This is a genomic window from Bradyrhizobium sp. 21, from assembly GCF_023073335.1.
GTDB lineage: Bacteria > Pseudomonadota > Alphaproteobacteria > Rhizobiales > Xanthobacteraceae > Bradyrhizobium.
Genome location: NZ_JADPJG010000006.1, coordinates 239,773 through 265,522 on the forward strand (window position 1 = coordinate 239,773; position 25,750 = coordinate 265,522).

Consider the following 25,750-nt stretch of genomic DNA (forward strand, 5'->3'; position numbering starts at 1 on the left):
GTGGTCAGGATGTCGTCGTCGTCGACCTCCGTGAAACGGAAGTCGATGCCCTCCTCCTCGTCGCCCTGGTAGTCGTCTTCATCGGCATCGGTGACGCCCTTGATGGGCGCCTCGTCGTCGGGCTCGATCAGGCTGGCGCCGATGGCGTCCTCGATCGCCCCGAAGGAGACCGCGGCCGCACCGTCGGCCAGCCCCTGCACCGACTTGATGCCGTGTTCTTTGAGGATTCGCTGCACCCCGCGGATGGTGTAGCCCTCCCCGTAGAGCAGACGGCGGATGCCCTTGAGCAGGTCGACGTCGTCGGGGCGGTAATAGCGGCGGCCGCCGCTGCGCTTCATCGGCTTGATCTGGGCGAAGCGGGTCTCCCAGAACCGCAGCACGTGCTGCGGAATGTCGAGTTCCTGCGCTACTTCGCTGATGGTTCGGAACGCATCCGGCGCCTTGTCCAAATGCCTAATCCTTGTCCGGAGGGCGGATTACGCCTCGGGTTGCGCCTTGCTGGCGTCGCCATTGGTGCGGTGCTGGGCGTTGATCCGCTGCTTCAGGATCGCCGATGGCTTGAACACCATGACCCGGCGCGGCGAGATCGGCACCTCGGTGCCGGTCTTCGGGTTGCGACCGATGCGCTGACCCTTCTTGCGGACCATGAAGGAGCCGAACGAGGACAGCTTCACCGTCTCGCCTTTCTCAAGGCAGTCGGTGATCTCCTTCAGCACGAGTTCCACGAAGGCAGACGATTCCGTGCGCGACAACCCCACCTTCTGGTAGACGGCTTCGCACAGATCGACACGCGTTACGGTTTTACTTTGATCGGTCATCGCCCTGCCCCACATCACGGCGAACAATTGTTGTCTGAAATTATGAGCTTACGATACGGCGGTCAACAGCGCTCATCAATGCAGAAGCATCGATAATCCGCGCTGATTCGAGCGAAATTTTAGCGAGTGTGGCTTACCAGCGCACCAAGGCCGAGCCCCAGGTGAAGCCGCCGCCCATCGCTTCCAGCAAAACCAGGTCGCCGCGCTTGATCCGGCCGTCCTTGCGCGCCACCGCAAGCGCCAGCGGGATCGAGGCCGCCGAGGTGTTGCCGTGACGGTCCACCGTCAGCACCACCTTCTCCGGCGCGATATGGAGCTTGTGCGCGGAGGCGTCGATGATTCGCTTGTTGGCCTGGTGCGGCACGAACCAGTCGATGCTGTCGGCATTGAGCCCGGTTGCCTCGAAGGCGTCGACGATCACGTCGGTGATCATGCCGACCGCGTGCTTGAAGACCTCGCGGCCCTCCATGCGCAGATGGCCGACGGTCTGGGTCGAGGACGGCCCGCCGTCGACGAACAGCTTTGCCTTGTGGCGGCCGTCGGAGCGCAAATGCGTGGTGACGATGCCGCGGTCGGTTGCGGCATTGCCCGGCTGCTCCTGCGCCTCCAGCACCACCGCGCCGGCGCCGTCGCCGAACAGCACGCAGGTGCCGCGGTCGTTCCAGTCCAGGATGCGCGAGAAGGTTTCCGCGCCGATCACCAGCGCGCGCTTGAAGGCGCCGGTGCGCAGGAAATTGTCGGCGGTGGCGAGCCCGAACACGAAGCCCGAGCACACCGCCTGAAGGTCGAAGGCCGCGCCATGGTTGATGCCGAGCCCGTGCTGCACGGCGACCGCGCTGGCGGGGAAGGTGTTGTCGGGCGTCGAGGTCGCCAGCACGATCAGGTCGATCGACTGCGCGTCCAGGCCGGCATCCGTGAGGGCTGCCTGCGCCGCCTTGAGCGCCAAATGCGAGGTGAACTCGCCCTCGGCCGCGATGTGCCGCTCGCGAATGCCGGTGCGCTGCACAATCCATTCGTCGGACGTGTCAATGCGCGCCGCCAATTGGGCGTTGGTCACCACCTGCTCCGGCAGATAGGAGCCGCAGCCCAGCAAGACCGAACGAATTTGAGTCACGAAACAGCCTCCTGCGCGGCCTGCACGGAACTGAGTGCACCACCTTCGCGGTTTAGCATCTGGTTGATCTTGTTGAGGAGATCGAATTTGACCATCTCATAGCCAACATCGATGGCATAGGCAAAGCCTTCGGCGCTGATTCCGCCATGGCTCTTGACCACGATCCCGTTCAACCCGAGCAACACGCCCCCGTTGGACTTGTTCGGATCCATCTTGTTGCGCAGGGCCTGGAAGGCGCCGCGGGCGAAGAGGTAGCCGAGCTTGGACACCCAGCTCCGCTGCATCCCCTCGCGAAGCAACTCCGCCATCTGGCGAGCGGTTCCCTCGGCGGCCTTGAGCGCGATGTTGCCACTGTAGCCCTCGGTGACAATGACGTCGGTCAGCCCCTTGCCGATGCCGTCGCCTTCGACGAAACCGACATAGTCGAGCTCCGGCAGGTTCCTCGCGCGCAGGATTTCGCCGGCGTCGCGGATTTCCTCGTGCCCCTTGATCTCCTCGACCCCGATATTGAGCAGACCGACCGTGGGACGCGGCTTGTTGAACAACACGCTCGCCATCGCAGCACCCATGACCGCGAGCGACACCAGATGGTGCGCGTCGCCGCCAATGCTGGCGCCGAGGTCGAGCACGACGGAATCGCCGCGCTTGGTCGGCCACATCCCGGCGATCGCCGGGCGGTCGATCCCGGGCAGCGTGCGCAGATGGAATCGCGACATCGCCATCAGCGCGCCGGTATTGCCGGCGGAGACCGCGACGTCCGCCTCACCCCTCTTCACCGCGTCGATGGCAAGCCACATCGAGGAGGTTTTGCGGCCGCGCCGCAGAGCCTGGCTAGGCTTGTCCTCTCCGCTGACGGCAACGTCGGTGTGAATGATCTTCGAGGCGGCCTTGAGCTTGGGATGCCGATCGAGTTCAGGTTCGATCTTGGCGCGGTCCCCGACCAGCAGGAACTCGATCTCGCGATGCCTGTGAAGCGAGATGGCGGCGCCTGGAATGACCACGGCGGCGCCGGCGTCGCCCCCCATGGCGTCAAGCGCGATGCGAACCTTGCTTGGCATAAAAGTCCTGGAAACCTGGTCTGGTGCGGCCTTGAACGAGCGGGGCCGCGTAATGGGTTCGCCATGGACATGGCGACCGGCCTAGCGCCACGCCGCGCCCAGGACCGGGGCGCGACAATAGCGTTTTGTTATCCTGAAACAACCTCTTGCCCCCAGCCTTTTGCATTCGGGGCGATCCGGTGGCGGATCCGAATTTCCACAAGAAACATATAAGAATCAAATGGATAAATCGGCCTTTCAAACCACTCCCGCAAACACCTCACGCCCCGTAGCAAAGCGGTGTTACGGGGAAGGCGCGGCTATTGGCCTTTCTTCTTGTCCTGAAGGGCCTTCAGCGCCGCGAACGGATGGTCCTCCGGATCGGGGGCGGTGACCTCCGCCTCGAACACGGCCCCCGGCTTGCGCGGATAGGGATCGATCGCCAGGAACAGCGCATCGGTGGCAAGCCGGCCCAGGTCGATCACACCGTTGACGATCGCCTCCGGCGAATCGACGACCTCCTGCGGCTTCTCGTCGTCCTGGCCCTCCTGGATCAGATCAGCCAGCCGGCGCGCCTCGGCCTCGGGGGCGAATATCAGGTCCACCTCCTCCTCGATCTCGCTTTCGATCGGGTCGAGCGTGACCACGCAGGTCTGGCCGATCCGGGCGCGAACACTGCCGGTGACCTGGAATCGGCCGCCGCTTTTCGGCACGACTTCGAAGTCGGCGGAGGCAGAGAGGACCTCCCGCACGCCCGCGACCTCGGCCATGGCCTGCCGCTCGGCGGCCGATGCCTCGAGCTTGCGATGCACGCCGGTGTCGGGAATTTGCGTGACGATGACGGGGGACCGCCAGGGATCGGGGCTGGATTCGGCATTCGGTCGACTCATGGTGTGATGCCCTCCGTGAGCGCTGGGGGAAACTTGAAGGTCGCACCCAGCAGTGCGGCCTCGCCGGTCCGGCCGAGATCGGCCTCGGTCGCCCGGGCATAGGCCGCGAGCCGCTGCGCCTGGTCCATGCCGGCCCCATTCAAGATATTCTTGCAGATCGCCGATGCCAGCGCCTCGCCGCCGCTTTCCATGGCCTGATCATAGGCCTGCACCCGGCCGTAAAACGCCTCGCCAAAGGCCCGCATCCGCTTCGGCACGGTCTGGTCGCCAATCCCCATCTCGCGCAGATTGTCGTCCATGTCCTCGCAGAAGCGGTCGAACAGCGCCTGCGACAGCTCGGTGGCGCCTTGGTTGATAGGGCCTTGCTCGGTGGCGCCTTGGTCGGTGGCGCCTTGGACCGTGCGCAGGCGGCGCAGCAGCAGCCAGAGATGCAGCAGCAACAGGTCGAAACGCCCGTTAACCGTATCCGGCACGCCCAAGTCGCGGTAAAATATGGGTTCTCGCGCCTGCGTCACGATCATGCCATAGATGGCTTCAATGGTGCCCGACGGGGTTAGCCGGGGTTTCCTGAAGTGATTGAACGGCCAAAGCATTGTGGTTTCCGCAAGCGGGCGCGCGCGAGTTGCATTCAGAGCCTCCGCCCGGTACTTCAGCGCCTCGCGCGACGCAAGGGGACGGAATCAGTTCCGCTATGACGATAATGAACCAGACCAGCCTGCGCGCAGACAAGCGGCGCGGCTTCCAGGCACGCTGGCGCGGCTTGCGCCTGTTCGCGGCGGCGGCCCTGGTTGGCGTTGCGCTTGCGGGCTGCACCGGCGAGCAGTTCCAGAAGGGTTACATCCTGCCGCCCGGCGCGCTGGAGCAGATTCCGATCGGCGCGAGCCAGGATCAGGTGCTGATCGTGATGGGCACCCCCTCCACGGTCGCAACCCTCGACGGCGAGGTGTTCTACTACATCTCGCAGCGCTCGGAGCGCGTGGTCGCTTTCATGAACCAGAAGGTGGTCGACCAGCGCGTCATCGCGGTCTATTTCGACAAGAACCGGCGCGTGCGCCGGCTGGCGAATTACGGCCTCCAGGACGGCAAGATCTTCGACTTCATCAGCCGGACCACGGCGACGTCGGGTCAGGAGATGAGCTACCTCGCGCCGATCTTCAAGCTGCTCAGCTTTAACTGAGCCTTCAGCCTGCGGCGTCGTGCCGCTCCGTGCGACTTGCCGTCGCCCGTCCTGTTCCATACGCTCGCTGCAAAACAAGAAGCAGGGAGTGGATTCGTGCTCGATAAATTTCTGTCCCGCCGTCGCGTGCTGACCGGTGCTGCCGGCCTCTCGGCCGCAGCGATCCTGCCGCGATCGAGCCTGGCGGACTGGAAGCCCACCGAAAACGTCCGCATCGTGGTGCCGGCCGCCGCCGGCGGTTCGACCGACGTGATGGGCCGGCTCCTGGCCGCGCATCTGCAAACCGCCTGGGGCCAATCGGCCGTGGTGGAAAACCGCTCCGGCGGCGGCGGCACGATCGGCACCGCCGAGGTGGTCCGCTCCAAGCCGGACGGCCACACCATCCTGATCGGCAATCCCGGTCCGAACGCGATCGCCTACAGCATCTTCAAGAACCTCACCTACAAGCCGGACCAGCTCCAGCCTGTTACCAACATGATCCGGATTCCGAACATCGTCTCGGCGCATCCGAAGACCGGCATCAAGTCGGTCGCCGAGCTGATCGCTTATCTGAAGGCCAATCCGGACAAGCTCAGCTACGCCTCCTCCGGCGTCGGCCAGAGCCCTCACCTCACCGGCGCCTGGTTCCTCCAGCTCACCGGCCTGAAGATGACGCACATCCCGTTCCGCGGCGCCGGGCCTGCGCTGCAGGCCGCGCTCGCCGGCGACATCCAGATCCTGTTCGACAACCTCTATCCGAGCCTGCCGCAGGTGCAGAACGGCACGCTCACCGGCCTCTGCGTCACCACGACCGAGCGTAGCGACCTTGCGCCGAACCTGCCGACCATGCGCGAGAGCGCGCCGGAGCTGGCGGCTTTCGACGTCTCGTCGTGGTTCTCGGTTTTCCTGCCGAAGGGCGTGCAGCCGGCCATTCTCGACGCGCTCAATCTGCAGGTCAAGGCGATGCTGGAGCGCGACGACGTCAAGAAGAACATCGTCGCCATGGGCGCCCGCGCCGACTACGGCACGCCGGCGCAGTTTGCCGAGTTCGTGGACGCCGAGACGAAGAAGTTCGCCGGCATCATCCAGAAGGAAGGGCTGCAGATGGACGTGCAGTAGCCACCACTTCCGTCATTGCGAGCGCAGCGAAGCAATCCAGAATCTCTCGGCGGAAAGACCCTGGATTGCTTCGTCGCAAGAGCTCTTCGCAATGACGGGGTGAGAGCGTCCAACTTATCAAACAAAAACCCCGCGGCTCGCGCCGCGGGGTTTTGTCTTGCACCTATGATCCCGCTCAGTGCGCGAGGATCGCCAGCAGCAGCAAGGCCACGATGTTGGTGATCTTGATCATCGGGTTGACCGCTGGACCGGCCGTGTCCTTGTAGGGGTCGCCGACGGTGTCGCCGGTCACCGCTGCCTTGTGGGCATCACTGCCCTTGCCGCCGTAGTGACCGTCCTCGATGTACTTCTTGGCGTTGTCCCAGGCGCCGCCGCCCGAGGTCATCGAGATTGCGACGAACAGGCCCGTCACGATCACGCCGAGCAACATCGCGCCCACTGCGGAGAACGCCGCCGACTTGCCGGCCGCACCGCCACCCGCGATCGCGTAGATCACGAAATAGACGACGATCGGCGAAAGCACCGGCAGCAGCGACGGAATGATCATTTCCTTGATCGCCGCCTTGGTCAGCAGGTCGACGGCCCTGCCGTAGTCCGGCTTGTCGGTGCCCTGCATGATGCCGGGCTTCTCGCGGAACTGGCGCCGCACCTCCTCGACGATCGCGCTGGCCGCACGGCCCACGGCCGTCATGCCCATCGCGCCGAACAGATACGGCAGCAGCCCGCCGAACAAGAGGCCGACGACGACGTAGGGATTGTTGAGCGAGAAGTCCGGCAGCACGCCTTGGAAGTACGGGTACTTCGGGGCGTTGGCGATGAAGTATTTGAGGTCTTCATTGTAAGCCGCGAACAGCACCAACGCGCCGAGACCGGCAGAGCCGATCGCATAGCCCTTGGTGACCGCCTTCGTGGTGTTGCCGACCGCGTCGAGCGCGTCGGTGGACTTGCGCACTTCCTTCGGAAGACCGGCCATTTCGGCAATGCCGCCGGCATTGTCGGTGACCGGGCCGAAGGCGTCGAGCGCCACGACCATGCCAGCCAGCGCCAGCATGGTGGCGGTCGCAATCGCAATGCCGAACAAGCCGGCAAGGCTGTAAGTGACGAGAATGCCGGCGATGATCACCAGCGCCGGACCGGCGGTGGATTCCATCGAGATCGCCAAGCCCTGGATCACGTTGGTGCCGTGGCCGGTGACCGACGACGCCGCGATCGACTTGACCGGGCGATACTCAGTGCCGGTATAGTATTCGGTGATCACGATGATCAGCCCGGTCACGACGAGGCCGACGACGCCGCACTCGAACAGCGCCATGCCGGTATACTTCACGCCTTCCAGCGGGCCGAAACCGATCAGCCAGTAGATGACGGCAGCGACGCCCACGAGCGACAGCACGCCGGTCGCGATCAGGCCCTTGTAGAGCGCACCCATGATCGACTGGCTGGCGCCGAGCTTGACGAAAAAGGTGCCTATGATCGAGGTGATGATGCAGACGCCGCCAATGGCGAGCGGCAGGGTCATCATGTTTATCAGCAGCGGCGAGGTCGCGAAGAAGATCGCGGCGAGCACCATGGTGGCGACCGCGGTCACCGCATAGGTCTCGAACAAATCGGCCGCCATGCCGGCGCAGTCACCGACGTTGTCACCGACATTGTCGGCGATGGTCGCCGGGTTGCGCGGATCGTCCTCGGGAATGCCGGCCTCGACCTTGCCGACGAGGTCGCCGCCGACGTCAGCACCCTTGGTGAAGATGCCGCCGCCGAGACGGGCGAAGATCGAGATCAGCGAGGCGCCAAAGCCGAGCGCCACCAGCGCATCGACGACGACACGGTCGTTGGCCTTCAGCCCCATGCCATGCGTGAGATAGGCGAAATAGATGGTCACGCCAAGCAGCGCGAGACCCGCGACCAGCATGCCGGTGATGGCGCCCGCCTTGAAGGCGAGCTCGAGGCCGCCGGCAAGCGATGTCGTCGCGGCCTGCGCAGTGCGCACGTTCGCGCGAACCGAGACGTTCATGCCGATGAAGCCCGCGGCGCCCGACAACACCGCACCGATCAGGAAGCCGATCGCGACCAGCATGCCGAGGAAGTAGGCCAGCAGGGCGAAGATCACGACGCCGACCATGCCGATCGTCATGTACTGTCGCTTGAGATAGGCCTGCGCGCCCTCGGCCACCGCAGCCGCGATCTCCTGCATGCGCGGCGACCCCGCATCCGCACCCAAAACCGAAGACGTCGCCCAGATCGCGTAGACGACGGAAAGCGCTCCGCAGAGCACAATCAACCATAATGCTGTCATGTGATTTTTTGCCTCAGATCCTTGATGAACGTACCCCCGGCGCCTTTTGTTTTTCCGTCGTGCGGTGCGGCGCCTTGATTTTGAACAAGGCCGCCCCCTGCCCGAAGGGGCGGCCCCAGTCGGCCACAAGCTTGCCAAAATCAAATTGAGGGTGCAACGCCGGATAAGGCCGAAAAGGCCGATCTCGGCAGGTATTTAGGCCTAATCCTGAGCGCCCGGTCGTCGGTTTGGTGCGATTCCTAGAAGTGGCTGTAGGATAGCCGTTTCAAGGCCAGTTCCTGGCCCTGCCCGTCCAAAAAGCGCGGCCGCTCATGACCCGCTACGATCGTGCCTATCGCTGTGACAGCCACGCCTGCCGAATGCCCAGCGGCAATCAGTGCATCGCCTTGCGCCGGCGGTACCGTGCACAGCACCTCGTAATCGTCGCCTCCGGCAAGCAGCGTCTCAACGCAAACGAAATTGCCTGCGATCAGCCCGGCCGCAGCAGCCGACAGAGGGATGCTCGCGACGTCGACCGTGGCCGAGACGCCGGACGCCGCACAGAGTTTCGTCAGATCGCCGGCGAGCCCGTCGGAGACGTCCATTGCGGCCGACGCATGGTCGCGCACGGCCTGCGCCAGCAGATTGCGCGGCTGTGGGATGCGGTAGCGCGAGGCCAGCACGTCCCTCGCAGCGGGATCTGACGCGAGCGCCGCGGCCACCGCGCCGCCGGTGAGCACGTCGAGGCCGAGCGCGGCATCGCCGATCGTGCCCGTCACCAGGATAAGGTCACCCGGCCTGGCGCCGGTACGACCGACCATCCGCCCCTTCGGCACGCGACCAAAGGCGGTGATCGAGATCATCTGCGGTCCCGGCGTCGAGACCGTGTCGCCGCCGAGCAGCGGGCATGCGAAAATCCTGGCGTCCTCGCCGAGCGCATCGGCGAACGGCCTGAGCCAGGAATCCTCCTTGCTGCGCAGCGCCAGCGTCAGCACGAATCCGGCGGGCGTCGCCCCCTTGGCCGCGAGGTCCGACAGGTTCACCCGCAGCGCCTTGCGCGCGATGGTGTCGGGTGGGTCGCCGGCAAGATAATGCACGCCCTCCACCACCGCGTCGGTGGTGACGACGATGTCCTCGCCGTTGGATGAGAGGATGGCGGCGTCGTCGACCAAACCCAGCGCCCCGGGATCGGTCGCCAGCGGCTTGAAATAGCGCGCGATGAGGGAATCTTCGGCGGAGGGATTGTGCGAGTTTGCCACCTGCCTAACCCCACTCTCGACTGTCATCGCCCGGCTCGACCGGGCGATCCAGTATTCCAGAGACCGTCGTATGACATCGATAGGCCGCGGCGTACTGGGTGCCCCGCCTTCGCGAGGCATGACGGAAGAGCATGTGGCAGCTGCGTCGCATCACTTCACCGCCTTGCGGGTGCCTACCCCCGCCCGAACTCGTCACCGCGAAACTGCCGGCCGATCTGGTCGAGCACCGCGTTGACCATGCCGGTCTCCTCGCGGTCGACGAAGGCGTTGGCAACGTCGACATATTCGGAGACCACGACGCGGCCCGGCACATCCTTGCGGTGCTCCAGTTCGTAGGCCCCGGCCCGCAACACCGCGCGCAGGATCGCCTCGATGCGCTTCAATGGCCAGCCCTTGGACAGCGCCTCGTCGATCAGGGGATCGAGCTTCTTCTGGTCGCGCACGACACCGGAGACGACGTCGCGGAAGAACGCGGCTTCCGCCGGAAGGTAGGTGTCGCCCTCGACCTCGTTGCCGAGCCAGTGGCTCTCGAACTCGGCAAAGATGTCGTTGATGCCGGCGCCGGCGATGTCCATCTGGTAGAGCGCCTGCACGGCCGCGAGCCGCGCCGCACCGCGCCGGTTCGCTTTCTTCTCGGTGCCCACCGGCGGCTTTTTGCTGTTATCGGCCATGATCAAGCCCGCGCCAGCCGGCGCTTGATGCGCAGCATCGCAATCGCGGCCCGCGCGGCATCGCCGCCCTTGTTAAGCTCGCTGGCGCGCGCCCGCGCCCAGGCCTGCGCCTCATTGTTGACGGTGAGGATGCCGTTGCCGAGCGGCAGCTTGCGCGTCACAGCCAGGTCCATCAGCGCGCGCGAGGATTCCTGCGAGACGATCTCGAAATGAATGGTGTCGCCACGGATCACGCAGCCGAGCGCGATCGCGGCGTCATAGGGCTTGCCGTTGGCCGCGGCCGCATCGACCGCGATGGCGACCGCCGCCGGGATCTCCAGCGCGCCGGGAACGGTGATGACGTCATGGGTCAGGCCGGCTGCCTTCAGCTCGGCGACTGCGCCGTCCAGAAGCGCGTCCTGGAGGTCGTCATAGAACCGCGCCTCGACAATCAGCGCGCGCGCGCCGGAAATGTCGGTCTGGTCCTTCAGGGGTGCACGCCGTGCGTCAGCCATCGTCAATCCGTTGCAGAGAGGTTGGCGCTATGTAGTCGCCGCCAGCGGGTAAGCCAAGTTTAAAGACGCGGTCACTTCATTTCCGTCAGCCGCGCCGCGTAGCGGGCCATCAGGTCAACCTCGATATTGACCTCGCTCCCCGCCTTCCAGCCGCCGATCGTCGTGACCGTCAGCGTGTGCGGGATGATCAGCACCGAAAAGGTCACGTCCTTCACCGTATTGACCGTCAGCGAGACGCCGTCGAGCGTGATAGAGCCCTTGGTGGCGATGAACCGCGCCAGCTCCCGCGTCGTCGAGAGCTCGAACCGCGCCATGTCGGGCAGGTCCTCGCGGCTGACGAGGGTGGCGATACCGTCGGCATGACCGGCGACGATATGGCCGCCGAGCTCGTCGCCGATTTTCAGCGCCCGTTCGAGGTTGAGCCTGGTGCCGACCTGCCAGTGCTTTGCCGTCGTCAGCGCCAGGGTCTCGGCCGCGGCATCGACATCGAACCAAGTCCTTTGAGCAGAGTCTTTGCCGCCGGCGACGCCCGAGGCGACCACCGTCAAGCAGACGCCGTTGCAGGCGATCGAGGCGCCATCGGCAATGGTGGTCTGATCATAGCGGCAGGCGATGCGCAGCCGGTGCAACTGGCCCTGCGCCGTCGGCGTAAAGCCGACGATCTCGCCGATATCGGTGACAATGCCGGTGAACATGTTAGGCGCGCTCGTAGATTGTGAGAGTATCGTGATCGAATGTCTCGCTAGCATGAACCTTGTAGGCCTGCGACTGCGTGATTTTCGACAGGGGCAATGCATCGAGCGCATCGACGCCGCCAGCACCCACCTCTTCCGCGCCGCGGAACAGCCAGATCTGGTCGGCGAGGTTGGCCGCGACGAACGACGCCGCCACGCGGCTGCCGCCTTCGACCAGCAGCCGCGTAATGCCTTTCTCGGCCAGCGCATGCAGCACGGCGGGAAGATCGAGGCCGGACGCACTTCCAGGCGGTATGCGAATGATCTGGGCGCCCGCTGCTCCGAGCCGCGTGGCGGCCGCGGCTTCCGCCAGCTCGGAGCTGATCACCCAAAGCTGCGTCTCGCGTGCGGAGCGCACGAGCTGGCTGGAAGCCGGAATGCGCAAACTCTGGTCGAGCACGACACGCACCGGAGAACGCGCTTCCATCCCCGGCAGGCGGCAGTTGAGCTGGGGATCGTCCGCCAGCACCGTGCCGATACCGACCAGGATGGCGTCGCTCTGCGCGCGCAAAAGATGCACGCGGTTGCGCGCGGCCTCGCCGGTGATCGCGACCGGCTTGCCGCCGGCGGCGCCGATCTTGCCGTCGGGCGAGACCGCGAGCTTCAGGATCACATGGGGGCGGTGATCCCGGATGCGTCGGAAATGCCCGGCATGATCGAAGGCGGCCTCCGCCGCGCACAGGCCCACATCCACATTGATGCCGGCGGCACGCAGGCGCGCGTGACCCTGACCCGCGACTTCCGGGTTGGGATCCTCGATCGCAGCCACGACCCGCGTGATGCCGGCGGCGATCACGGCATCGGCACAAGGCGGCGACTTGCCGAAATGCGAGCATGGCTCCAGCGTGACGTAGAGCGTAGCGCCGCGCGCGGCCTCGCCCGCACGCCGCAGCGCTTCAGGCTCGGCATGGGGACGACCGCCCGGCTGCGTCCAGCCGCGACCGACCATGACGCCGTCTTTCACGATGACGGCGCCGACGGCCGGATTGGGCCAGGTGCGCCCCTGCCCGCGCCGGCCGAGCGCCAGCGCCAGCTGCATGAAGCGGCGATCGGCGTCCTTGGTTTCGCGAATCTTCTGGGCGAACTGATCTTCCAGGATGCGGAAGATCATTTGCGGATCGCGGCGAGCCGCGCTTCCTCCTCACCGGAGAGCTCGCCGAGCACGTCGGCGAAATCCTTGGCCTCGCGGAAATTGCGGTAGACCGAGGCGAAGCGGACATAGGCGACGTCGTCGAGCGTGCGCAGATGCTCCATCACGGTCTCGCCGATCACCTCGGAGGAGATCTCGGCCTCTCCCCCGGTCTCGAGCTCGCGCACGATGGTGGAGACCATCTTCTCGACCCGCTCCGGCTCAACCTGCCGCTTGCGCAATGAGATCGACACCGAGCGCATCAGCTTGTCGCGGTCGAACGGCACGCGGCGGCCATTGCGCTTGATCACCGTGAGCTCGCGCAGCTGCACGCGCTCGAAGGTGGTGAAGCGGAAATTGCAGGCGACGCACACGCGCCGCCTGCGGATCACGGCGGAGTCCTCGGTCGGACGCGAGTCCTTTACCTGCGTATCGAGACTGTTGCAGTTCGGGCAGCGCATCCGTTGAACCTAGACCTTACTGGTAGATCGGGAATCGGTCGGTGAGCGCCTTGACCCGTTCCTTGATGGCGGCTTCGACCAGCGGCGCCTTGCCGTCGTCGGACTGCGCGATCGCATTGAGGACCTCTGCGATCATGGCGCCGACCTGCTGGAATTCGGCTATGCCGAAACCGCGGGTGGTTGCTGCGGGCGTGCCGAGACGAATACCGGAGGTGACAAACGGCGACTCGGGGTCGAAGGGAATGCCGTTCTTGTTGCAGGTGATGGCGGCGCGAACCAGCGCCTTCTCCGAGGCGTTGCCCTTCAGACCTTTCGGCCGGAGGTCGACCAGCATCAAATGGTTATCGGTGCCGCCGGAGACAATATCGAAGCCGTGGCTCTTCATCGCCTCGGCCAGCGCCTTGGCGTTCTCGACCACGTTCTTCGCATAGACCTTGAAGTCCGGACGCAGCGCCTCACCGAAGGCGACCGCCTTCGCCGCGATCACGTGCATCAGGGGGCCGCCCTGCAGGCCCGGGAAGATCGCCGAGTTGAACTTCTTGGTCAGCGCCTCGTCATTCCACAGCATCAGGCCACCGCGCGGACCGCGCAGCGACTTGTGCGTCGTCGTCGTGGTGATGTGGGCGTGCGGCACGGGCGAAGCATGCACGCCGCCGGCGACGAGACCGGCGAAATGCGCCATGTCGACCAGCAGATACGCGCCGACAGAGTCCGCGATCTCGCGGAAACGCTTGAAGTCCCAGGCGCGCGAATAGGCCGAGCCGCCCGCGACGATCAGCTTCGGCTTGATCTCTTCGGCCTGCTTGGCGACCGCGTCCATGTCGATGATCTGGTCCTCGCGGCGCACGGTGTAGTGCGCCGCCTTGAACCATTTGCCGCTCATGTTGACGGGCGAGCCGTGGGTGAGATGGCCGCCGGCCGCAAGATCGAGACCCATGAAGGTGTCGCCGGGCTGCAGCAGCGCCAGAAACACCGCCTGGTTCATCTGGCTGCCGGAGTTCGGCTGCACATTTGCGAAATTGGCGCCGAACAACTTCTTGGCGCGATCGATCGCGAGGTTCTCGGCGACGTCGACCCACTCACAACCGCCGTAATAGCGCGCGCCCGGATAGCCTTCCGCGTATTTGTTGGTCATCACCGAACCCTGCGCTTCCAGCACGGCACGGCTGACGATGTTCTCGGAGGCGATCAGCTCGACCTCATGACGCTGCCGGCCGAGTTCGCCCTTGATGGCGGCTGCGATTTCCGGGTCGGCGTGATCGAGCGAGGCGCTGAAAAACGAATCGGGCGCGGAGGCGGTTTTGGCGAGTGTCATCTTGCGAATATCTCCACCGCCACAGCCTTTTGGTGGGCTGCGGGCGGTCTGGTGTGGCGATCGGAAGCGGCGAGCGCGATCTACCACATCGCCCGCAACAGGCCAAGGGTTTGCGGGTCAGGGCGGACATTTGTGCAAGATATGGTGGAGATTGGAAGATGCGGCGGGGCTGGGCGGTCCTGTCGAGCCGCCCGGTCGCCCTTGTCCGAAAAGGGGCCGCTTTGGCCTCAAACGCCGCGCGCAGCCAGCCGATGGCGGCCGGCCACCCTACAGCCCGGTATACCCCGCCTTCACGGGGTCCACGCTGCCGTCGAGCTGGCGCAGATAGGTCAGGCCGCACACCGTCAACCGGTGGGTGTCCTTCTCGCCGGCTTCCATCAACGTATTGAGATAGTTCGTGACCTTGACCCTTGCCTCGGCGCTCGCCGCTGACGTGCGGTTGGCGAGCAGGTCATAGGTCTGCATGATGCGGTCGATGGCAGCTTCCATGGCACCCTCTGGTTCTCTGGCATGTAGGGAATCGTGATCAGGCAACCGCTTTGACCTCGGACCGCGCCTCAAACCTGGCGATGGCCTTGTTGGCCAGCCTGATCTTGTTGAGTTCGCCGTGCTGGAGCAGTTTGATGACGATCTCGAGCAGGTGTTCGTCGGTGACGAGGGTGTCGGCGATCGCGCCGGAGCGGCGAAGATAGTTCGCGGCGATGGCGTAGGCCTCGCTCACGAGTTCCACGTTCATCGCCCCCAAGCCACGCTCCACCAGCATCGTCCAGCCTCCGATCCGAAGGGGATAAGCGCGGGACCGGGAACTCGTTCCCGAGGCTTGGCGATTTTTTTCGCACCCGCGAGATGACAAGACGCACCGGTCCGGGCAGAGCCGGGCCGGTGCGCTTGGGGAAGTCCAGGCACGTCCGGGAGGCTTTTTCGGGAGGCTTGCCGGTCTTGTTGTGGGCCGGCTTGGCCAAATCCCGTCGAAAAGTCCCGTCGAAAGTGCTCAGAGACGATACAGGATCTGGTCGGTCCAGAACCGCTCGAGGCGGTGCAGCGACTTGTTGAGGGTCGAGAATTCCTCGCCCGAGATGCCGCCGACCTGCTCAACCGTCTTGACGTGCTTCTGGTAGAGCGAGTCGACGATGCGGCGGACTTCCTGGCCCTGCGGCGTCAGGCGGATGCGCACCGAGCGGCGATCGACGCGCGAGCGCTGATGATCGAGGAAGCCGAGCTCGACGAGCTTCTTCAGATTGTAGGAGACGTTGGAGCCGAGGTAATAACCGCGCGTGCGCAGTTCGCCCGCGGTCAGCTCCTTGTCGCCGATGTTGTAGAGCAGGAGTGCCTGCACCGAATTGATGTCCGCGCGGCCGCGGCGATCGAACTCGTCCTTGATGACGTCGAGCAGCCGGCGATGCAGCCGCTCCACCAGAGTCAAGGCTTCCAGATAGAGCGTCTGCACCGAACCCTGCTGGCCGGAGACGCGCTCTGCGGTATCTGCCGCAGTTGCGACGGCTTTCATCATGACACTTCCCCTGTTGTCGTTTTTATCGACACTCATTCGACGAAACTTGTGCTCCGTCTGATAGGTGCAACTTAAGGGGAGCCGTTTGAAGATCGGCTTAAATAAGAGAATAAAGAGATCATGAATTTAAGACAGTGAATTGCGGATTAAGCCTGTGCCACAAGGGCTTTTCGCAACCGTCTATTGACTCTCGCAAGGTCCTGTTCACCCTCCGTCCGCCCCTGATGTCGCATTCCAGAACAGCCCCGCCCCGTTTCGAAACGGCCGCGTAAGAGCTGTGGCGGAATACACGGAGTCAACGAAAAGTTACCTCGAATTTTACGCAACCAGCGGTCAACCAAGCGCGCGTGAAACCTTGCGTGTCCCGGAGCTGAACAGATCGTAGGATGGGTAGAGCGCAGCGAAACCCATCATCTCGTGAGGCAGCATTGATGGGTTTCGCTGCGCTCTACCCATCCTACAAGATGCGTGCCCGTGCGAGATCGCTATGGCGGCCGTTCGCGCGCGGCCATCCAGGCGAGCGCGAGATAGGCGGCCAGCATGAAGGCTTCGACCCCGACCACGATCAGGCTGCCGCCGTAGATGCCCGGGAACATCAGCTCGATCACCGCCATCGACACCACGGTCGTCAGCCACACCACCGCGCCCCAGGGCGTGGCCAGCCACAGGCCGACGGCCGCGACGAGCTCGATCACGGCGAAGTAGACGGTGGCGGCCTGCCAGGCCATCGACTGGTTCTCGAACGCCTCGTCCTCGCCGCCGACGAAGCCGGTGACCTGCGCCCAGTGATAGAGACCCTTCAGGATCGAGAGCAGTGCCATCACCCGCAGGAACAGCACGAGCCGGCGCGTCCAGACATTGTCGTCGGACTCGGCGCGCTCCGACGAGATCGCCGCCACCGACATTGCGTTGTCTCTGGCATTGTCTCTGACGGCGTCCCTGGCGCTGTCGCGGGCCGCATCGCGGGTGGAGATCTCGGACATGGCCCCCTTCTGGCTGCTTTGCCCCGCAAAATCAATCGCCTGCCATTCCTTGCGGCAGGTCAAGGCCGCGGTGACGGGAACCATGCGAGCTGGTATAAGAATAATTCCAGCCGGAGGAAGAGTGATGGCGATCAAATACGGACGTCCGATCGAATTGCGCGAGGTTTCGCGCCGGGATGGCGCTGCCGCCTCCCCTGCCCTCGATCTGACCGTCCGCCCGCGCCGCAACCGCAAGGCCGAATGGGCCCGGCGCATGGTGCGCGAGAACGTGCTCACCACCGACGATCTGATCTGGCCGCTGTTTTTGATCGACGGCCACAACAAGCGCGAGCAGATCGCCTCGATGCCGGGCGTCGACCGCCTCAGCGTCGACCAGGCCGTGCGCGAGGCCGAGCGCGCGATGAAGCTCACCATCCCCTGTCTCGCGCTATTTCCCTACACCGACCCGTCCTTGCGCGACGAGGACGGCTCGGAAGCCACCAACCCGGACAATCTGGTCTGTCAGGCGGTGCGCGCGATCAAGAAGGAGTTTCCGGAGATCGGCATTCTCTGCGACGTCGCGCTCGATCCCTTCACCAGCCACGGCCATGACGGCCTGATCTCCGACGGCAAGATCCTGAACGACGAGACGGTCGCCGTGCTGGTGCGTCAGGCTCTGGTGCAGGCCGAAGCCGGCTGCGACATCATCGCGCCCTCCGACATGATGGACGGCCGCGTCGCCGCGATCCGCGAGGGCCTGGATCACACCGGCCTGATCGATGTGCAGATCATGGCCTATGCCGCAAAATACGCCTCCGCCTTCTACGGCCCGTTCCGCGACGCTATCGGCTCGGCCAAGACGCTCACCGGCGACAAGCGCACCTACCAGATGGACAACGCCAACACCGACGAGGCGCTGCGCGAGGTCGAGCTCGACATCGCCGAGGGCGCCGACATGGTGATGGTGAAGCCCGGCATGCCCTATCTCGACGTCGTCCGCCGCGTGAAGGACACCTTTGCGATGCCGACCTTCGCCTACCAGGTCTCCGGCGAATACGCGATGATCGCGGCCGCCGCGAACAACGGCTGGCTCGACGGCGACCGCGCCATGATGGAGAGCCTATTGGCGTTCAAACGCGCCGGCGCGGATGGCGTGTTGAGCTATTTTGCGCCGAAGGTGGCGGAGAAGCTGCGGGTGTCGGGGTAGGTCCACAGCGTCGTCCCGGCGAAGGCCGGGACCCATACCGCGTGATCTATCCGTGATGCCCGGTATTGATACCGGCGAAGGATCACTACTAGTCTTCGCCAAACTGCCGCCTGTGGTTATGGGTCCCGGCCTTCGCCGGGACGACGCCGGAGGTGCGGCGCCGGCGCCCCTCACCTCCATGCCCCACCGCCGCCGAATCGCCCGAATATTTCGGTTTGTTAACGCCAGCGCGCCCTTGGCACACGGACGGCCTGTTCCCATGTCCTGCCACGGGAGTTTTCCCTTGGGAGACGGTCATGTCTTATTCGGATTCGGGCAACGCCTGGCGCAATGACGGCGGGGCGCAGCCGCACGCTTACGACCCTTATCTGCATCCGGAACTGTTCCGCGGTGTTGCGACGCGGCGGGCGTTCGCCTTCCTGATCGACATGGTCGTGATCTCGGTGCCGGTGATCCTCGGCTACCTCTTCATCGCGGTGTTCGGCGTGGTCACGCTCGGCATCGGCTGGGCGTTGTTCTGGCTGGCCTGGCCGGCCTCGGTGATCTGGGCCATCGTCTATTACGGCGCCTGCATCGGCGGTCCGTCGTCGGCGACGATCGGCATGCGCCTGATGGATCTGGAGTTGCGCACCTGGTACGGCGCGCCGGGCTATTTCGTGCTCGGCGCCACCCACGCCGTGCTGTTCTGGGTGACCGTCTCGTTCCTGTCGCCATTCGTCGTCCTGGTCGGCCTGTTCAACGGCCGTCGGCGCCTGCTGCATGATTTCGTGCTGGGAACGGTCGTCGTCAACAATTCCGTTCGTGCGCCCGTGCCGCAGGCCGCAAGACCCTACTGAGGAACCGGGTGATCAAGGACCTATCAACCAGGACCGACTAAACTGACCGATCTGACCTGCCCAGCAGACCGATTGACCGGGAGCTTTCGTAGCGCGATGCTGATACCCACTCTGGAGGCCCACGACGTCCCTTGACCCAGCACTCGCGCGACACCCCCCAATTTTACCTCACGGCGCCCTCCCCCTGCCCCTATCTGCCGGGCCGGCACGAGCGCAAGGTGTTTACGCACCTGGTGGGTGAACGCGCCGGTGATCTCAACGACCTCCTGACCCATGGCGGCTTCCGTCGCAGCCAGTCGATCGCCTACCGGCCGGCCTGCGACCAGTGCCGCGCCTGCGTCTCGGTCCGGGTCGTCGCCAACGAATTCCGCCCCTCCCGCAACTTCCGAAAAGTGATCGCGCGCAACGCCGACATCATCGGCGAACAGCGCAGCGCAGTGCCGACCTCCGAGCAATATTCGGTGTTCCGCGCCTATCTCGATTCCCGCCACCGCCATGGCGGCATGGCCGACATGACCGTGCTCGACTACGCCATGATGGTCGAGGACAGCCACGTCGAGACCCGCATCATCGAGTACCGCAAGCGCGGCGTCGACAGCGGCATCACCGGCCGCGGCGAGGAGCTGATCGCGGTGGCGCTCACCGACGTGCTCAGCGATGGCCTGTCGATGGTCTATTCGTTCTTCGAGCCCAGCGAAGTCAGCCGCTCGATGGGCACCTTCATGATCCTCGACCACATCGCCCGCGCTCGCCGGCAAGGGCTGCCTTACGTCTATCTCGGCTACTGGATCGAAGGCTCCAAGAAGATGGACTACAAGGCCCGCTTCCTGCCCCAGCAGCGGCTCGCGCCGTCGGGCTGGCTGCGCATCGACGCCCAGGGCGATGCGGCGTCCGAGCCGCAGGATTGATCGGCGCGCCGACCTCATAAGCCTGCAGTTCGTAACTGCGAGGATGGGACCAGCGCCGGAGGTTTCCTTGTCGAGCACCTATGATCTGATCGCGCGGGGCATGGTCGAGCGCCAGCAGGTGCACTGTGTCTATCAAGGGCACCGGCGTTCAATTTGCCCCGCAATACTGGGCCATACCGATGGCGAGGAACGCACGCTCGCCTTTCAGTTTGCCGGCAGCTCCAGCAAAGGCTTGCCGCCCGGAGGGGCATGGAAGTGCTTTAAGCTGGCGGAGATGACGAAGGTCGAGCTTCAGAAGGGAAAATGGCACGCGGGCTCAAGCCATCGCGAGCGCCAACAATGCGTGAAGATTGTCGATCTCGACGTAAATCCCCGCAGTCCTTACCAGCCGCGACGCCCGGTTGGCCGGAAGCCAAATGCGTAATTGCAGCCTCAGCACTTGATGCGCAGTCGCGCGCAACAATCACGATGCGAACAGCGTATCCACCAGCAGCTTCAGATTCAAAACCACGATGATGGCCGCGACGATCCACGCGATCGCGGCGACCCACACCGGTATGGCGAACTTGCCCATCTTGCGGCGGTCGGAGACGAAGCGGACCAGCGGGATGACGGCGAAGGGCAATTGCATCGACAGCACGACTTGGCTGAATACCAGCAGATCGGCCGTGCCGCGCTCGCCATAGATCGCGGTGACCACGATCACCGGAATGATCGCGATACCGCGCGTGAGCAGGCGGCGCGCCCAGCTCGGCAGACGCAAATCCAAAAAGCCTTCCATCACGATCTGGCCGGCGAGCGTCGCAGTGACGGTTGAATTGAGGCCGGAGGCGAGCAGCGCCACCGCGAACAGCGTCGAAGCGATGCCCAGACCAAGCAAGGGCGACAGCAGCTCGAAGGCCTGGCCGATCTCGGCAACGTCGGAATGGCCGCTCTTGTGGAAGGTTGCGGCGGCGACCACGAGGATCGCCGCGTTGATGAACAGCGCCAGCATCAGCGCGATGGTCGAGTCCGTCGTCGCCCATTTGATCGCCTCGCGCCGGCCGGTGTCGTTGCGCTCATAGGCGCGCGTCTGCACGATCGAGGAGTGCAGATAGAGATTATGCGGCATCACGGTCGCGCCGATGATGCCGATCGCGATGTAGAGCATTTCAGGGTTGGTGAAGATCTCGGTCTTCGGCACAAATCCCCGGAGCATATCGGCAACCGGCGGCGCCGCAGCGGCAAGCTGGACCGTGAAGCAAACTGCGATCACGACGAGCAGCGCGATGACGAAGGCTTCGAGGAAACGGAAGCCACGGTTCATCAGGATGAGCAGCAAAAAGGCATCCAGCGCAGCGATCAAGGCGCCGCCGATCAGGGGAATGCCGAACAGCAGCTTGAGCGCAATCGCGGTGCCGATGACCTCGGCGAGATCGCAGGCGATGATCGCCGCCTCGCAGGCGAGCCACAGGATGAAGTTCACGGCCGGCGAATAGGTCGCGCGGCAGGCCTGCGCGAGGTCGCGATCGGTGACGATGCCGAGCCGTGCCGCCAGCGACTGCAGCAGGATCGCCATCAGGTTCGAGAGCAGGATGACCGAGAGCAGCGTGTAGCCGAACTTTGACCCGCCGGCGAGATCGGTCGCCCAATTGCCGGGGTCCATATAGCCAACCGACACCAGATAGCCCGGACCGACAAAAGCGAGCAGCCGGCGCCACCATACCCCTGCGGTCGGGATTGCCACCGAGGCGTTCACCTCGGCGAGGCTCTTGGTGGTGGGAGCATCGAGGCGCCAGCCGGCGGTGTCACGGGTCAGGTCAGGTGATCGTGCATCCATGGGATCAGAATACCGAAGTCGGGCCTTATTGCAACTCATTTGCAACTGCATCTAGCCGCATCGGTTCCGTCTGGGCCGTGATGCCCGGTGCTGTCGGGAAGCGGGTGGGTTTGGCCGCGCTGAAGGCCGGATACTGGCGCAAATTCGACTTTGCAGGATATGAGCCATGTCAGCCACGCCCCGCCTTCCCGACACTTTCAACCGCCTCGCCTGGTCCAATCTCGCGGCGCAATCGGCCGAGCAGATCGCGCTGGCCGCCGCCCCGATGGTCGCCGTGCTGACGCTCGGCGTGGCCGAGGGCCAGACCGGACTGCTGCAGACCGCCCTCACGCTGCCCTTCGTGCTGTTCGCCATTCCGGCCGGCCTGCTCGCCGACCGCATCTCCCGCCGTTCGCTGATGGCGGGCGCCGAGGCATTGCGGGCCGTCGCGCTCGCAGCGATCGTGCTGCTGCTCGCGCTCGGCGCGCTTAATCTTTCGCTGCTGGCGCTGCTCGGCTTCGCTGCAGTGTGCGGCACCGTCGTCTACAGCGTGGCGGCGCCGGCGCTGGTGCCCTCGCTGGTGAGGTCGGACCTCCTGCCGGCGGCCAATGCCCGCATCGAGCTCGCACGCACCATCGCCTTCGCCAGCGGGCCTGCGCTCGGCGGCGTGCTGGTGGGCTGGTGGGGCGCGAGCCCGGCCTTCGGCTTTGCGGCGGCGCTCTCGGCCATTGCGGTCGTGCTGCTCTCCGGCATCTACGAGCCCGCACGCGCGCCTTCGCCGCGGCGGCATCCGTTCCAGGACATCCGGGAGGGCGCGGCCTTTGTGTTTCACCATCCGCTGCTGCGGCCGGTGTTCATCACCCAGTTCATCTTCAACACCGGCTGGTTCCTGCAGATCGCCGTGTTCGTGCCCTACGCCGTGCGCCATCTCGGCCTGTCGGCGACCGGTGTCGGCGCCGTGCTGACGATGTACGGAATCGGCATGGTGATCGGCGCGCTGTTCGCCACGCGCGTGATGAAGCGCATCGCCTTCGGCACGGTGGTCGGCCTCGGCCCGGTCACGGGCTTCGCCGCCTCTGTCGTGATGGCGCTGACAGTGCTGATCCCCTCCCCCTGGCTCGCTGCCTTGAGCTTCTTCCTGCTCGGCGTCGGACCAATACTCTGGGTGATCTCGACCACGACGCTGCGCCAGTCGGTGACGCCGCCGCGCCTGTTGGGACGGGTCTCCGCCATCAACATCATGAGCTACGGCGCCCGCCCGCTCGGCTCGGCGCTGGGCGCGATCGTCGGCGGCCTCTGGAGCGCGGAAGCGTGCCTGTATCTCGCGGCGGGCGTATTCGGCGTGCAGGCGCTGGTGATCTGGCTGTCACCCGCGGTGGCGCTGGATCGGCAGCCGAAAATGGTGGGCGATGAGGCGGCGGTGAGGTGTTAGCCCGTCCGCGTCATTGGAACAGCCGGCCTACCCCGTCAGATACCGCTCGTAGCTTCCCGTCACCGGCTCGCTCGCGTCAACTTCCGGATCGAGCGTGTAAAGATCCTGCGCGCGGCCGATGCCGCGCAGCGCGTAGCGGCCGGTGGAGACAAGGTAGCGGCGGCCGGCGGCGTCGAGGCCCTTGTAGAACTCGGACGACGCCAGCAGCTCGCGATCGACCGAACGGCTCATCGAGGCGATGCGGCTGACCTCGTTCACGGTCGGACCGACCACGGTGAAATCAAGCCGGTCCTCGCTGCCGATATTGCCGTAAAAGACCTCGCCGACATGCAGGCCGATATAGGCGGAGGTGGTGGGACGGCCCTCGGCGCCCCGCCGCAGGTTCAGCGCCGCGACGTTCTTGCGGAACAAATGCTCGGCGCGCAACGCCGCGCGGCGGGCATGCGCCATGTCCTCGCCGGTGAACATCGCGAGCACGCCGTCGCCGATCAGCTTCAGCACGTCGCCACCGGCGTCGTGGATCGCATCGATCACGGCCTGCGCATAGTCGTTCAGGAACGGGATGATCTCGTCGGGGCCGATGCTCTCGCTGATGCCGGTCGAGCCGCGCAGATCGGAATACCAGAGCACGGCGTTGATGCGCTCGGTGACGCCGCGCGAGATACGTCCGCTCAAGACCTGCTCTGACGCATCGCGGCCGAGATAGACGCGGCCGAGCGTGCGCGCGATGTCGACCTGTTGCGCCGACTTGATCGCAAGCCCCAGCACCGGCACGAGATCGCGCAGCGCGGCGAGCTCGGCGTCGCTAAAGCCAACCTCGCGTCGCGTTGTCCAGGAGGAGTAGAGGCAGTCCATCTGCCCGAGTGCTCCGGTCTCCCCGAAGCGGTGCACAAAGGCGAGGAAATGGCGGTGACCCGTTTCGGCGAGCTCGCCGATTTGAGAAAAATCGAGCGAGGGCGCGTCGGCAAGGTCGATCACCATCTCGTCGTGACCATGCTCGAGCAAATGATAGAACACCGAGCGGCGCCAATTGTTGGCCGCGTCGCCCTCGGCCGTCGAGCCGTATTCGACGACGTCGCTCTCGTTGGTCGGCGTATCGCTCCAGCGGAAGGCGCGTCCCTCGTAGATCGGGTGCAGCGTATCAATGACGACAAGCCCACGGGAGAGTTCCAGCCCCTCGGCGCGGCAGCGCTCGCAGAAGCCGCGCAGCAGTTCGGGTTCGGGCAGGCCGGTGAGTCCCTGGCGGGCCAACCAGTTCATCAGCGCAAGGCGCGAGGTCGATTGCATGCGCCATTATGCCGTGCATTCGTGACGAGCGAAAGGCGGGGCGCGGACCTTGCGTCAAGGCTTCCACCCGCTGTAGGTCGCATATGTCGCGGACGCTGTTGACGCGCTCCCGCCTCGGGCGGCAAATGCGAATGATGACACCGCCGATCAGAAATACCGGCATATGACCCAGCGCCAGCTTCCGATCATCATGGCGCTCGGTACCACGCAGACCTTGGCCTGGGCCTCGAGCTACTATCTGCCGGCGCTGCTCGCCGATCCCATGGCGCGCGATCTCGGCATTTCCTCCAACTGGGTCTTTGGCGCGTTCTCGGCCGCGCTGGTGATCTCGGCGATGCTCGGTCCGCGCATCGGGCGGCAGATCGATCTCGTCGGCGGCCGGCAGGTGCTCTCGGTCTCGAACCTGACCATCGCGGCCGGCCTCGTCCTGCTCGGTCTCTCGCAATCGGTGGCGGTGATGGCGGTTGCCTGGCTGGTGCTCGGCATCGGCATGGCGATGGGGCTCTACGACGCCGCCTTCGCGGCCCTCGGCCGCATCTACGGCACCGAGGCGCGCAGGCCCATCACCGGCATCACGCTGATGGCGGGCTTTGCCTCGACCATCGGCTGGCCGCTCACCGCCTGGGGGCTGTCGCATTTCGGCTGGCGCGAGACCTGCTTTGCCTGGGCGGCGGCCAACATCCTGATCGGTCTGCCGCTCAATTTCTTTATGCTGCCGGCGATCAAGGGCGCCAAGCAGGCCGCGGCGACGGCCGAAAAGCCGCATGTCCCGCTCGACCGCACCATGGTGCTGCTCGCCTTCGTCTTCGCCGCGGTGTGGACCGTCACCGGCGCGATGGCTGTCCATTTCCCGCGCCTGCTGGAGGCAACGGGCGCAACGCATGTCGAGGCGATCGCGGCCGGCGCGCTGATCGGCCCGGCCCAGGTGGCCGCGCGTATTCTCGAAGCGGGTTTTCTGAGCCGTTTCCACCCGCTGTGGTCGACGCGTCTGGCCTGCCTCACCCATCCGCTCGGCGCGGCCGTCCTCGCGATCCTCGGCGCTCCCGCCGCAAGCGCGTTTGCGCTGCTCCACGGCTCGGGCAACGGCATTTTGACGATTGCGCGCGGGACGCTGCCGCTGTCGATCTTCGGCCCCAAGGATTTTGGCTATCGCCTCGGCATCATCGGCGCGCCGGCACGGATGGCGCAGGCGGTGGCGCCGCTGGCCTTCGGCCTGCTGATCGACGTCATGGGAGCCAAGGTGCTGATCGTGTCATCGGCGCTCAGCCTCTCGGCGCTGGCCGCGCTGTTCCTGATCCGCGCGGAACCGCGGCCGGATTGACCGGGCCGGAGCTTTCG

The 25,750-nt window shown here is 65.2% G+C and carries 28 protein-coding genes; 8 read left to right on the forward strand and 20 right to left on the reverse strand.

The features are described 5' to 3' along the window. From IVB31_RS10885 to IVB31_RS10910, 6 genes are all read right to left on the reverse strand, one after another. Nucleotides 1-449: MerR family transcriptional regulator (locus IVB31_RS10885; RefSeq protein WP_247321663.1), on the reverse strand; the 449-nt coding region annotated here is incomplete at its 3' end. A gap of 27 nt (nt 450-476) precedes the next feature. Continuing rightward, nucleotides 477-818: an integration host factor subunit alpha gene (locus tag IVB31_RS10890; RefSeq protein ID WP_018456841.1), complete on the reverse strand. Its 342-nt coding sequence runs from the start codon at nt 816-818 to the stop codon at nt 477-479. 133 nt (nt 819-951) lie between these two features. Continuing rightward, nucleotides 952-1,932: a beta-ketoacyl-ACP synthase III gene (locus IVB31_RS10895; RefSeq protein ID WP_247321665.1), complete on the reverse strand. Its 981-nt coding sequence runs from the start codon at nt 1,930-1,932 to the stop codon at nt 952-954. After that, nucleotides 1,929-2,990 (reverse strand): phosphate acyltransferase PlsX, encoded by a 1,062-nt coding sequence (gene plsX / locus IVB31_RS10900; RefSeq protein WP_247321667.1) that lies wholly within the window; start codon nt 2,988-2,990, stop codon nt 1,929-1,931. Before plsX ends, IVB31_RS10895 begins: the two co-directional genes overlap by 4 nt. Nucleotides 2,991-3,289: 299 nt before the next feature. Beyond that, nucleotides 3,290-3,859 carry a DUF177 domain-containing protein gene (locus IVB31_RS10905; protein WP_247321669.1) on the reverse strand — a complete coding sequence of 190 codons (570 nt, stop codon included), beginning with the start codon at nt 3,857-3,859 and terminating at the stop codon, nt 3,290-3,292. After that, entirely contained in the window at nt 3,856-4,452 is a 597-nt protein-coding gene (locus IVB31_RS10910; protein ID WP_247321671.1) for a ubiquinol-cytochrome C chaperone family protein, read from the reverse strand. The genes IVB31_RS10905 and IVB31_RS10910 overlap by 4 nt, the downstream gene beginning before the upstream one ends. A 98-nt stretch (nt 4,453-4,550) precedes the next feature. Between IVB31_RS10910 and bamE the strand changes: the two genes are divergently transcribed. Together bamE and IVB31_RS10920 are read left to right on the forward strand one after the other, a co-directional pair. Continuing rightward, nucleotides 4,551-5,036, forward strand: a complete 486-nt coding sequence (gene bamE, locus IVB31_RS10915; RefSeq protein WP_247321673.1) for an outer membrane protein assembly factor BamE — start codon at nt 4,551-4,553, stop codon at nt 5,034-5,036. A 96-nt stretch (nt 5,037-5,132) separates the two neighbouring features. Further along, a complete protein-coding gene (locus IVB31_RS10920; protein ID WP_247321675.1) occupies nt 5,133-6,134 on the forward strand; it encodes a tripartite tricarboxylate transporter substrate binding protein in 1,002 nt (333 codons plus the stop codon). A 175-nt stretch (nt 6,135-6,309) separates the two neighbouring features. Here the strand turns inward: IVB31_RS10920 and IVB31_RS10925 are convergent, their stop codons facing one another. From IVB31_RS10925 to IVB31_RS10980, 12 genes are all read right to left on the reverse strand, one after another. Then, complete coding sequence (locus IVB31_RS10925) at nt 6,310-8,430, reverse strand: sodium-translocating pyrophosphatase (protein WP_247321677.1); 2,121 nt, start codon at nt 8,428-8,430, stop codon at nt 6,310-6,312. Nucleotides 8,431-8,669: 239 nt separating this feature from the next. Further along, nucleotides 8,670-9,695: a thiamine-phosphate kinase gene (gene thiL, locus IVB31_RS10930; RefSeq protein ID WP_247321679.1), complete on the reverse strand. Its 1,026-nt coding sequence runs from the start codon at nt 9,693-9,695 to the stop codon at nt 8,670-8,672. A 146-nt stretch (nt 9,696-9,841) separates the two neighbouring features. After that, nucleotides 9,842-10,339 carry a transcription antitermination factor NusB gene (gene nusB, locus IVB31_RS10935; RefSeq protein WP_247321681.1) on the reverse strand — a complete coding sequence of 166 codons (498 nt, stop codon included), beginning with the start codon at nt 10,337-10,339 and terminating at the stop codon, nt 9,842-9,844. A gap of 2 nt (nt 10,340-10,341) precedes the next feature. Then, nucleotides 10,342-10,833, reverse strand: a complete 492-nt coding sequence (ribH, locus tag IVB31_RS10940; RefSeq protein ID WP_247321683.1) for a 6,7-dimethyl-8-ribityllumazine synthase — start codon at nt 10,831-10,833, stop codon at nt 10,342-10,344. A 71-nt stretch (nt 10,834-10,904) separates the two neighbouring features. Beyond that, complete coding sequence (locus tag IVB31_RS10945; protein ID WP_247321684.1) at nt 10,905-11,528, reverse strand: riboflavin synthase; 624 nt, start codon at nt 11,526-11,528, stop codon at nt 10,905-10,907. A gap of 1 nt (nt 11,529) precedes the next feature. Next, nucleotides 11,530-12,678, reverse strand: a complete 1,149-nt coding sequence (ribD, locus tag IVB31_RS10950) for a bifunctional diaminohydroxyphosphoribosylaminopyrimidine deaminase/5-amino-6-(5-phosphoribosylamino)uracil reductase RibD (RefSeq protein WP_247321685.1) — start codon at nt 12,676-12,678, stop codon at nt 11,530-11,532. Next, a complete protein-coding gene (gene nrdR / locus IVB31_RS10955) occupies nt 12,675-13,157 on the reverse strand; it encodes a transcriptional regulator NrdR (protein ID WP_200515520.1) in 483 nt (160 codons plus the stop codon). The genes ribD and nrdR overlap by 4 nt, the downstream gene beginning before the upstream one ends. A gap of 16 nt (nt 13,158-13,173) precedes the next feature. Continuing rightward, the gene (gene glyA / locus IVB31_RS10960; protein WP_247321686.1) at nt 13,174-14,472 is read right to left on the reverse strand and encodes a serine hydroxymethyltransferase; all 1,299 of its coding nucleotides are present in this window, start codon (nt 14,470-14,472) and stop codon (nt 13,174-13,176) included. A gap of 267 nt (nt 14,473-14,739) precedes the next feature. Next, the gene (locus IVB31_RS10965) at nt 14,740-14,961 is read right to left on the reverse strand and encodes a hypothetical protein (protein ID WP_247321687.1); all 222 of its coding nucleotides are present in this window, start codon (nt 14,959-14,961) and stop codon (nt 14,740-14,742) included. Between the two features lie 37 nt (nt 14,962-14,998). After that, entirely contained in the window at nt 14,999-15,235 is a 237-nt protein-coding gene (locus IVB31_RS10970; RefSeq protein WP_247321688.1) for a hypothetical protein, read from the reverse strand. Nucleotides 15,236-15,463: 228 nt separating this feature from the next. After that, on the reverse strand, nt 15,464-15,982 hold the full coding sequence (locus IVB31_RS10975) for a MarR family winged helix-turn-helix transcriptional regulator (RefSeq protein ID WP_007603420.1): 519 nt from the start codon (nt 15,980-15,982) through the stop codon (nt 15,464-15,466). A gap of 485 nt (nt 15,983-16,467) precedes the next feature. Beyond that, the gene (locus IVB31_RS10980) at nt 16,468-16,965 is read right to left on the reverse strand and encodes a DUF6163 family protein (protein ID WP_247321689.1); all 498 of its coding nucleotides are present in this window, start codon (nt 16,963-16,965) and stop codon (nt 16,468-16,470) included. Between the two features lie 124 nt (nt 16,966-17,089). Between IVB31_RS10980 and hemB the strand changes: the two genes are divergently transcribed. The 4 genes from hemB to IVB31_RS11000 all read left to right on the forward strand — a co-directional run bounded on the left by hemB (nt 17,090) and on the right by IVB31_RS11000 (nt 20,319). Continuing rightward, the gene (gene hemB, locus IVB31_RS10985) at nt 17,090-18,151 is read left to right on the forward strand and encodes a porphobilinogen synthase (protein WP_247321690.1); all 1,062 of its coding nucleotides are present in this window, start codon (nt 17,090-17,092) and stop codon (nt 18,149-18,151) included. Between the two features lie 296 nt (nt 18,152-18,447). Next, nucleotides 18,448-18,987, forward strand: coding sequence for an RDD family protein (locus IVB31_RS10990; RefSeq protein ID WP_247321692.1), 540 nt, complete (start codon nt 18,448-18,450; stop codon nt 18,985-18,987). A 131-nt stretch (nt 18,988-19,118) separates the two neighbouring features. Then, the gene (locus tag IVB31_RS10995; RefSeq protein WP_247321693.1) at nt 19,119-19,895 is read left to right on the forward strand and encodes an arginyltransferase; all 777 of its coding nucleotides are present in this window, start codon (nt 19,119-19,121) and stop codon (nt 19,893-19,895) included. A 67-nt stretch (nt 19,896-19,962) separates the two neighbouring features. Then, nucleotides 19,963-20,319, forward strand: a complete 357-nt coding sequence (locus IVB31_RS11000; RefSeq protein ID WP_247321695.1) for a hypothetical protein — start codon at nt 19,963-19,965, stop codon at nt 20,317-20,319. Between the two features lie 39 nt (nt 20,320-20,358). Here the strand turns inward: IVB31_RS11000 and IVB31_RS11005 are convergent, their stop codons facing one another. Then, nucleotides 20,359-21,714: an Nramp family divalent metal transporter gene (locus tag IVB31_RS11005; protein WP_247321697.1), complete on the reverse strand. Its 1,356-nt coding sequence runs from the start codon at nt 21,712-21,714 to the stop codon at nt 20,359-20,361. Nucleotides 21,715-21,880: 166 nt separating this feature from the next. Between IVB31_RS11005 and IVB31_RS11010 the strand changes: the two genes are divergently transcribed. Further along, a complete protein-coding gene (locus IVB31_RS11010; protein ID WP_247321699.1) occupies nt 21,881-23,125 on the forward strand; it encodes an MFS transporter in 1,245 nt (414 codons plus the stop codon). A 27-nt stretch (nt 23,126-23,152) separates the two neighbouring features. Here IVB31_RS11010 and IVB31_RS11015 read toward each other — a convergent pair whose 3' ends face one another. Beyond that, the gene (locus tag IVB31_RS11015; protein WP_247321701.1) at nt 23,153-24,412 is read right to left on the reverse strand and encodes an adenylate/guanylate cyclase domain-containing protein; all 1,260 of its coding nucleotides are present in this window, start codon (nt 24,410-24,412) and stop codon (nt 23,153-23,155) included. A gap of 163 nt (nt 24,413-24,575) precedes the next feature. Here IVB31_RS11015 and IVB31_RS11020 point away from each other — a divergent pair, with 163 nt between their 5' ends. Beyond that, a complete protein-coding gene (locus tag IVB31_RS11020; protein ID WP_247321702.1) occupies nt 24,576-25,733 on the forward strand; it encodes an MFS transporter in 1,158 nt (385 codons plus the stop codon). Nucleotides 25,734-25,750: the final 17 nt, after the last annotated feature.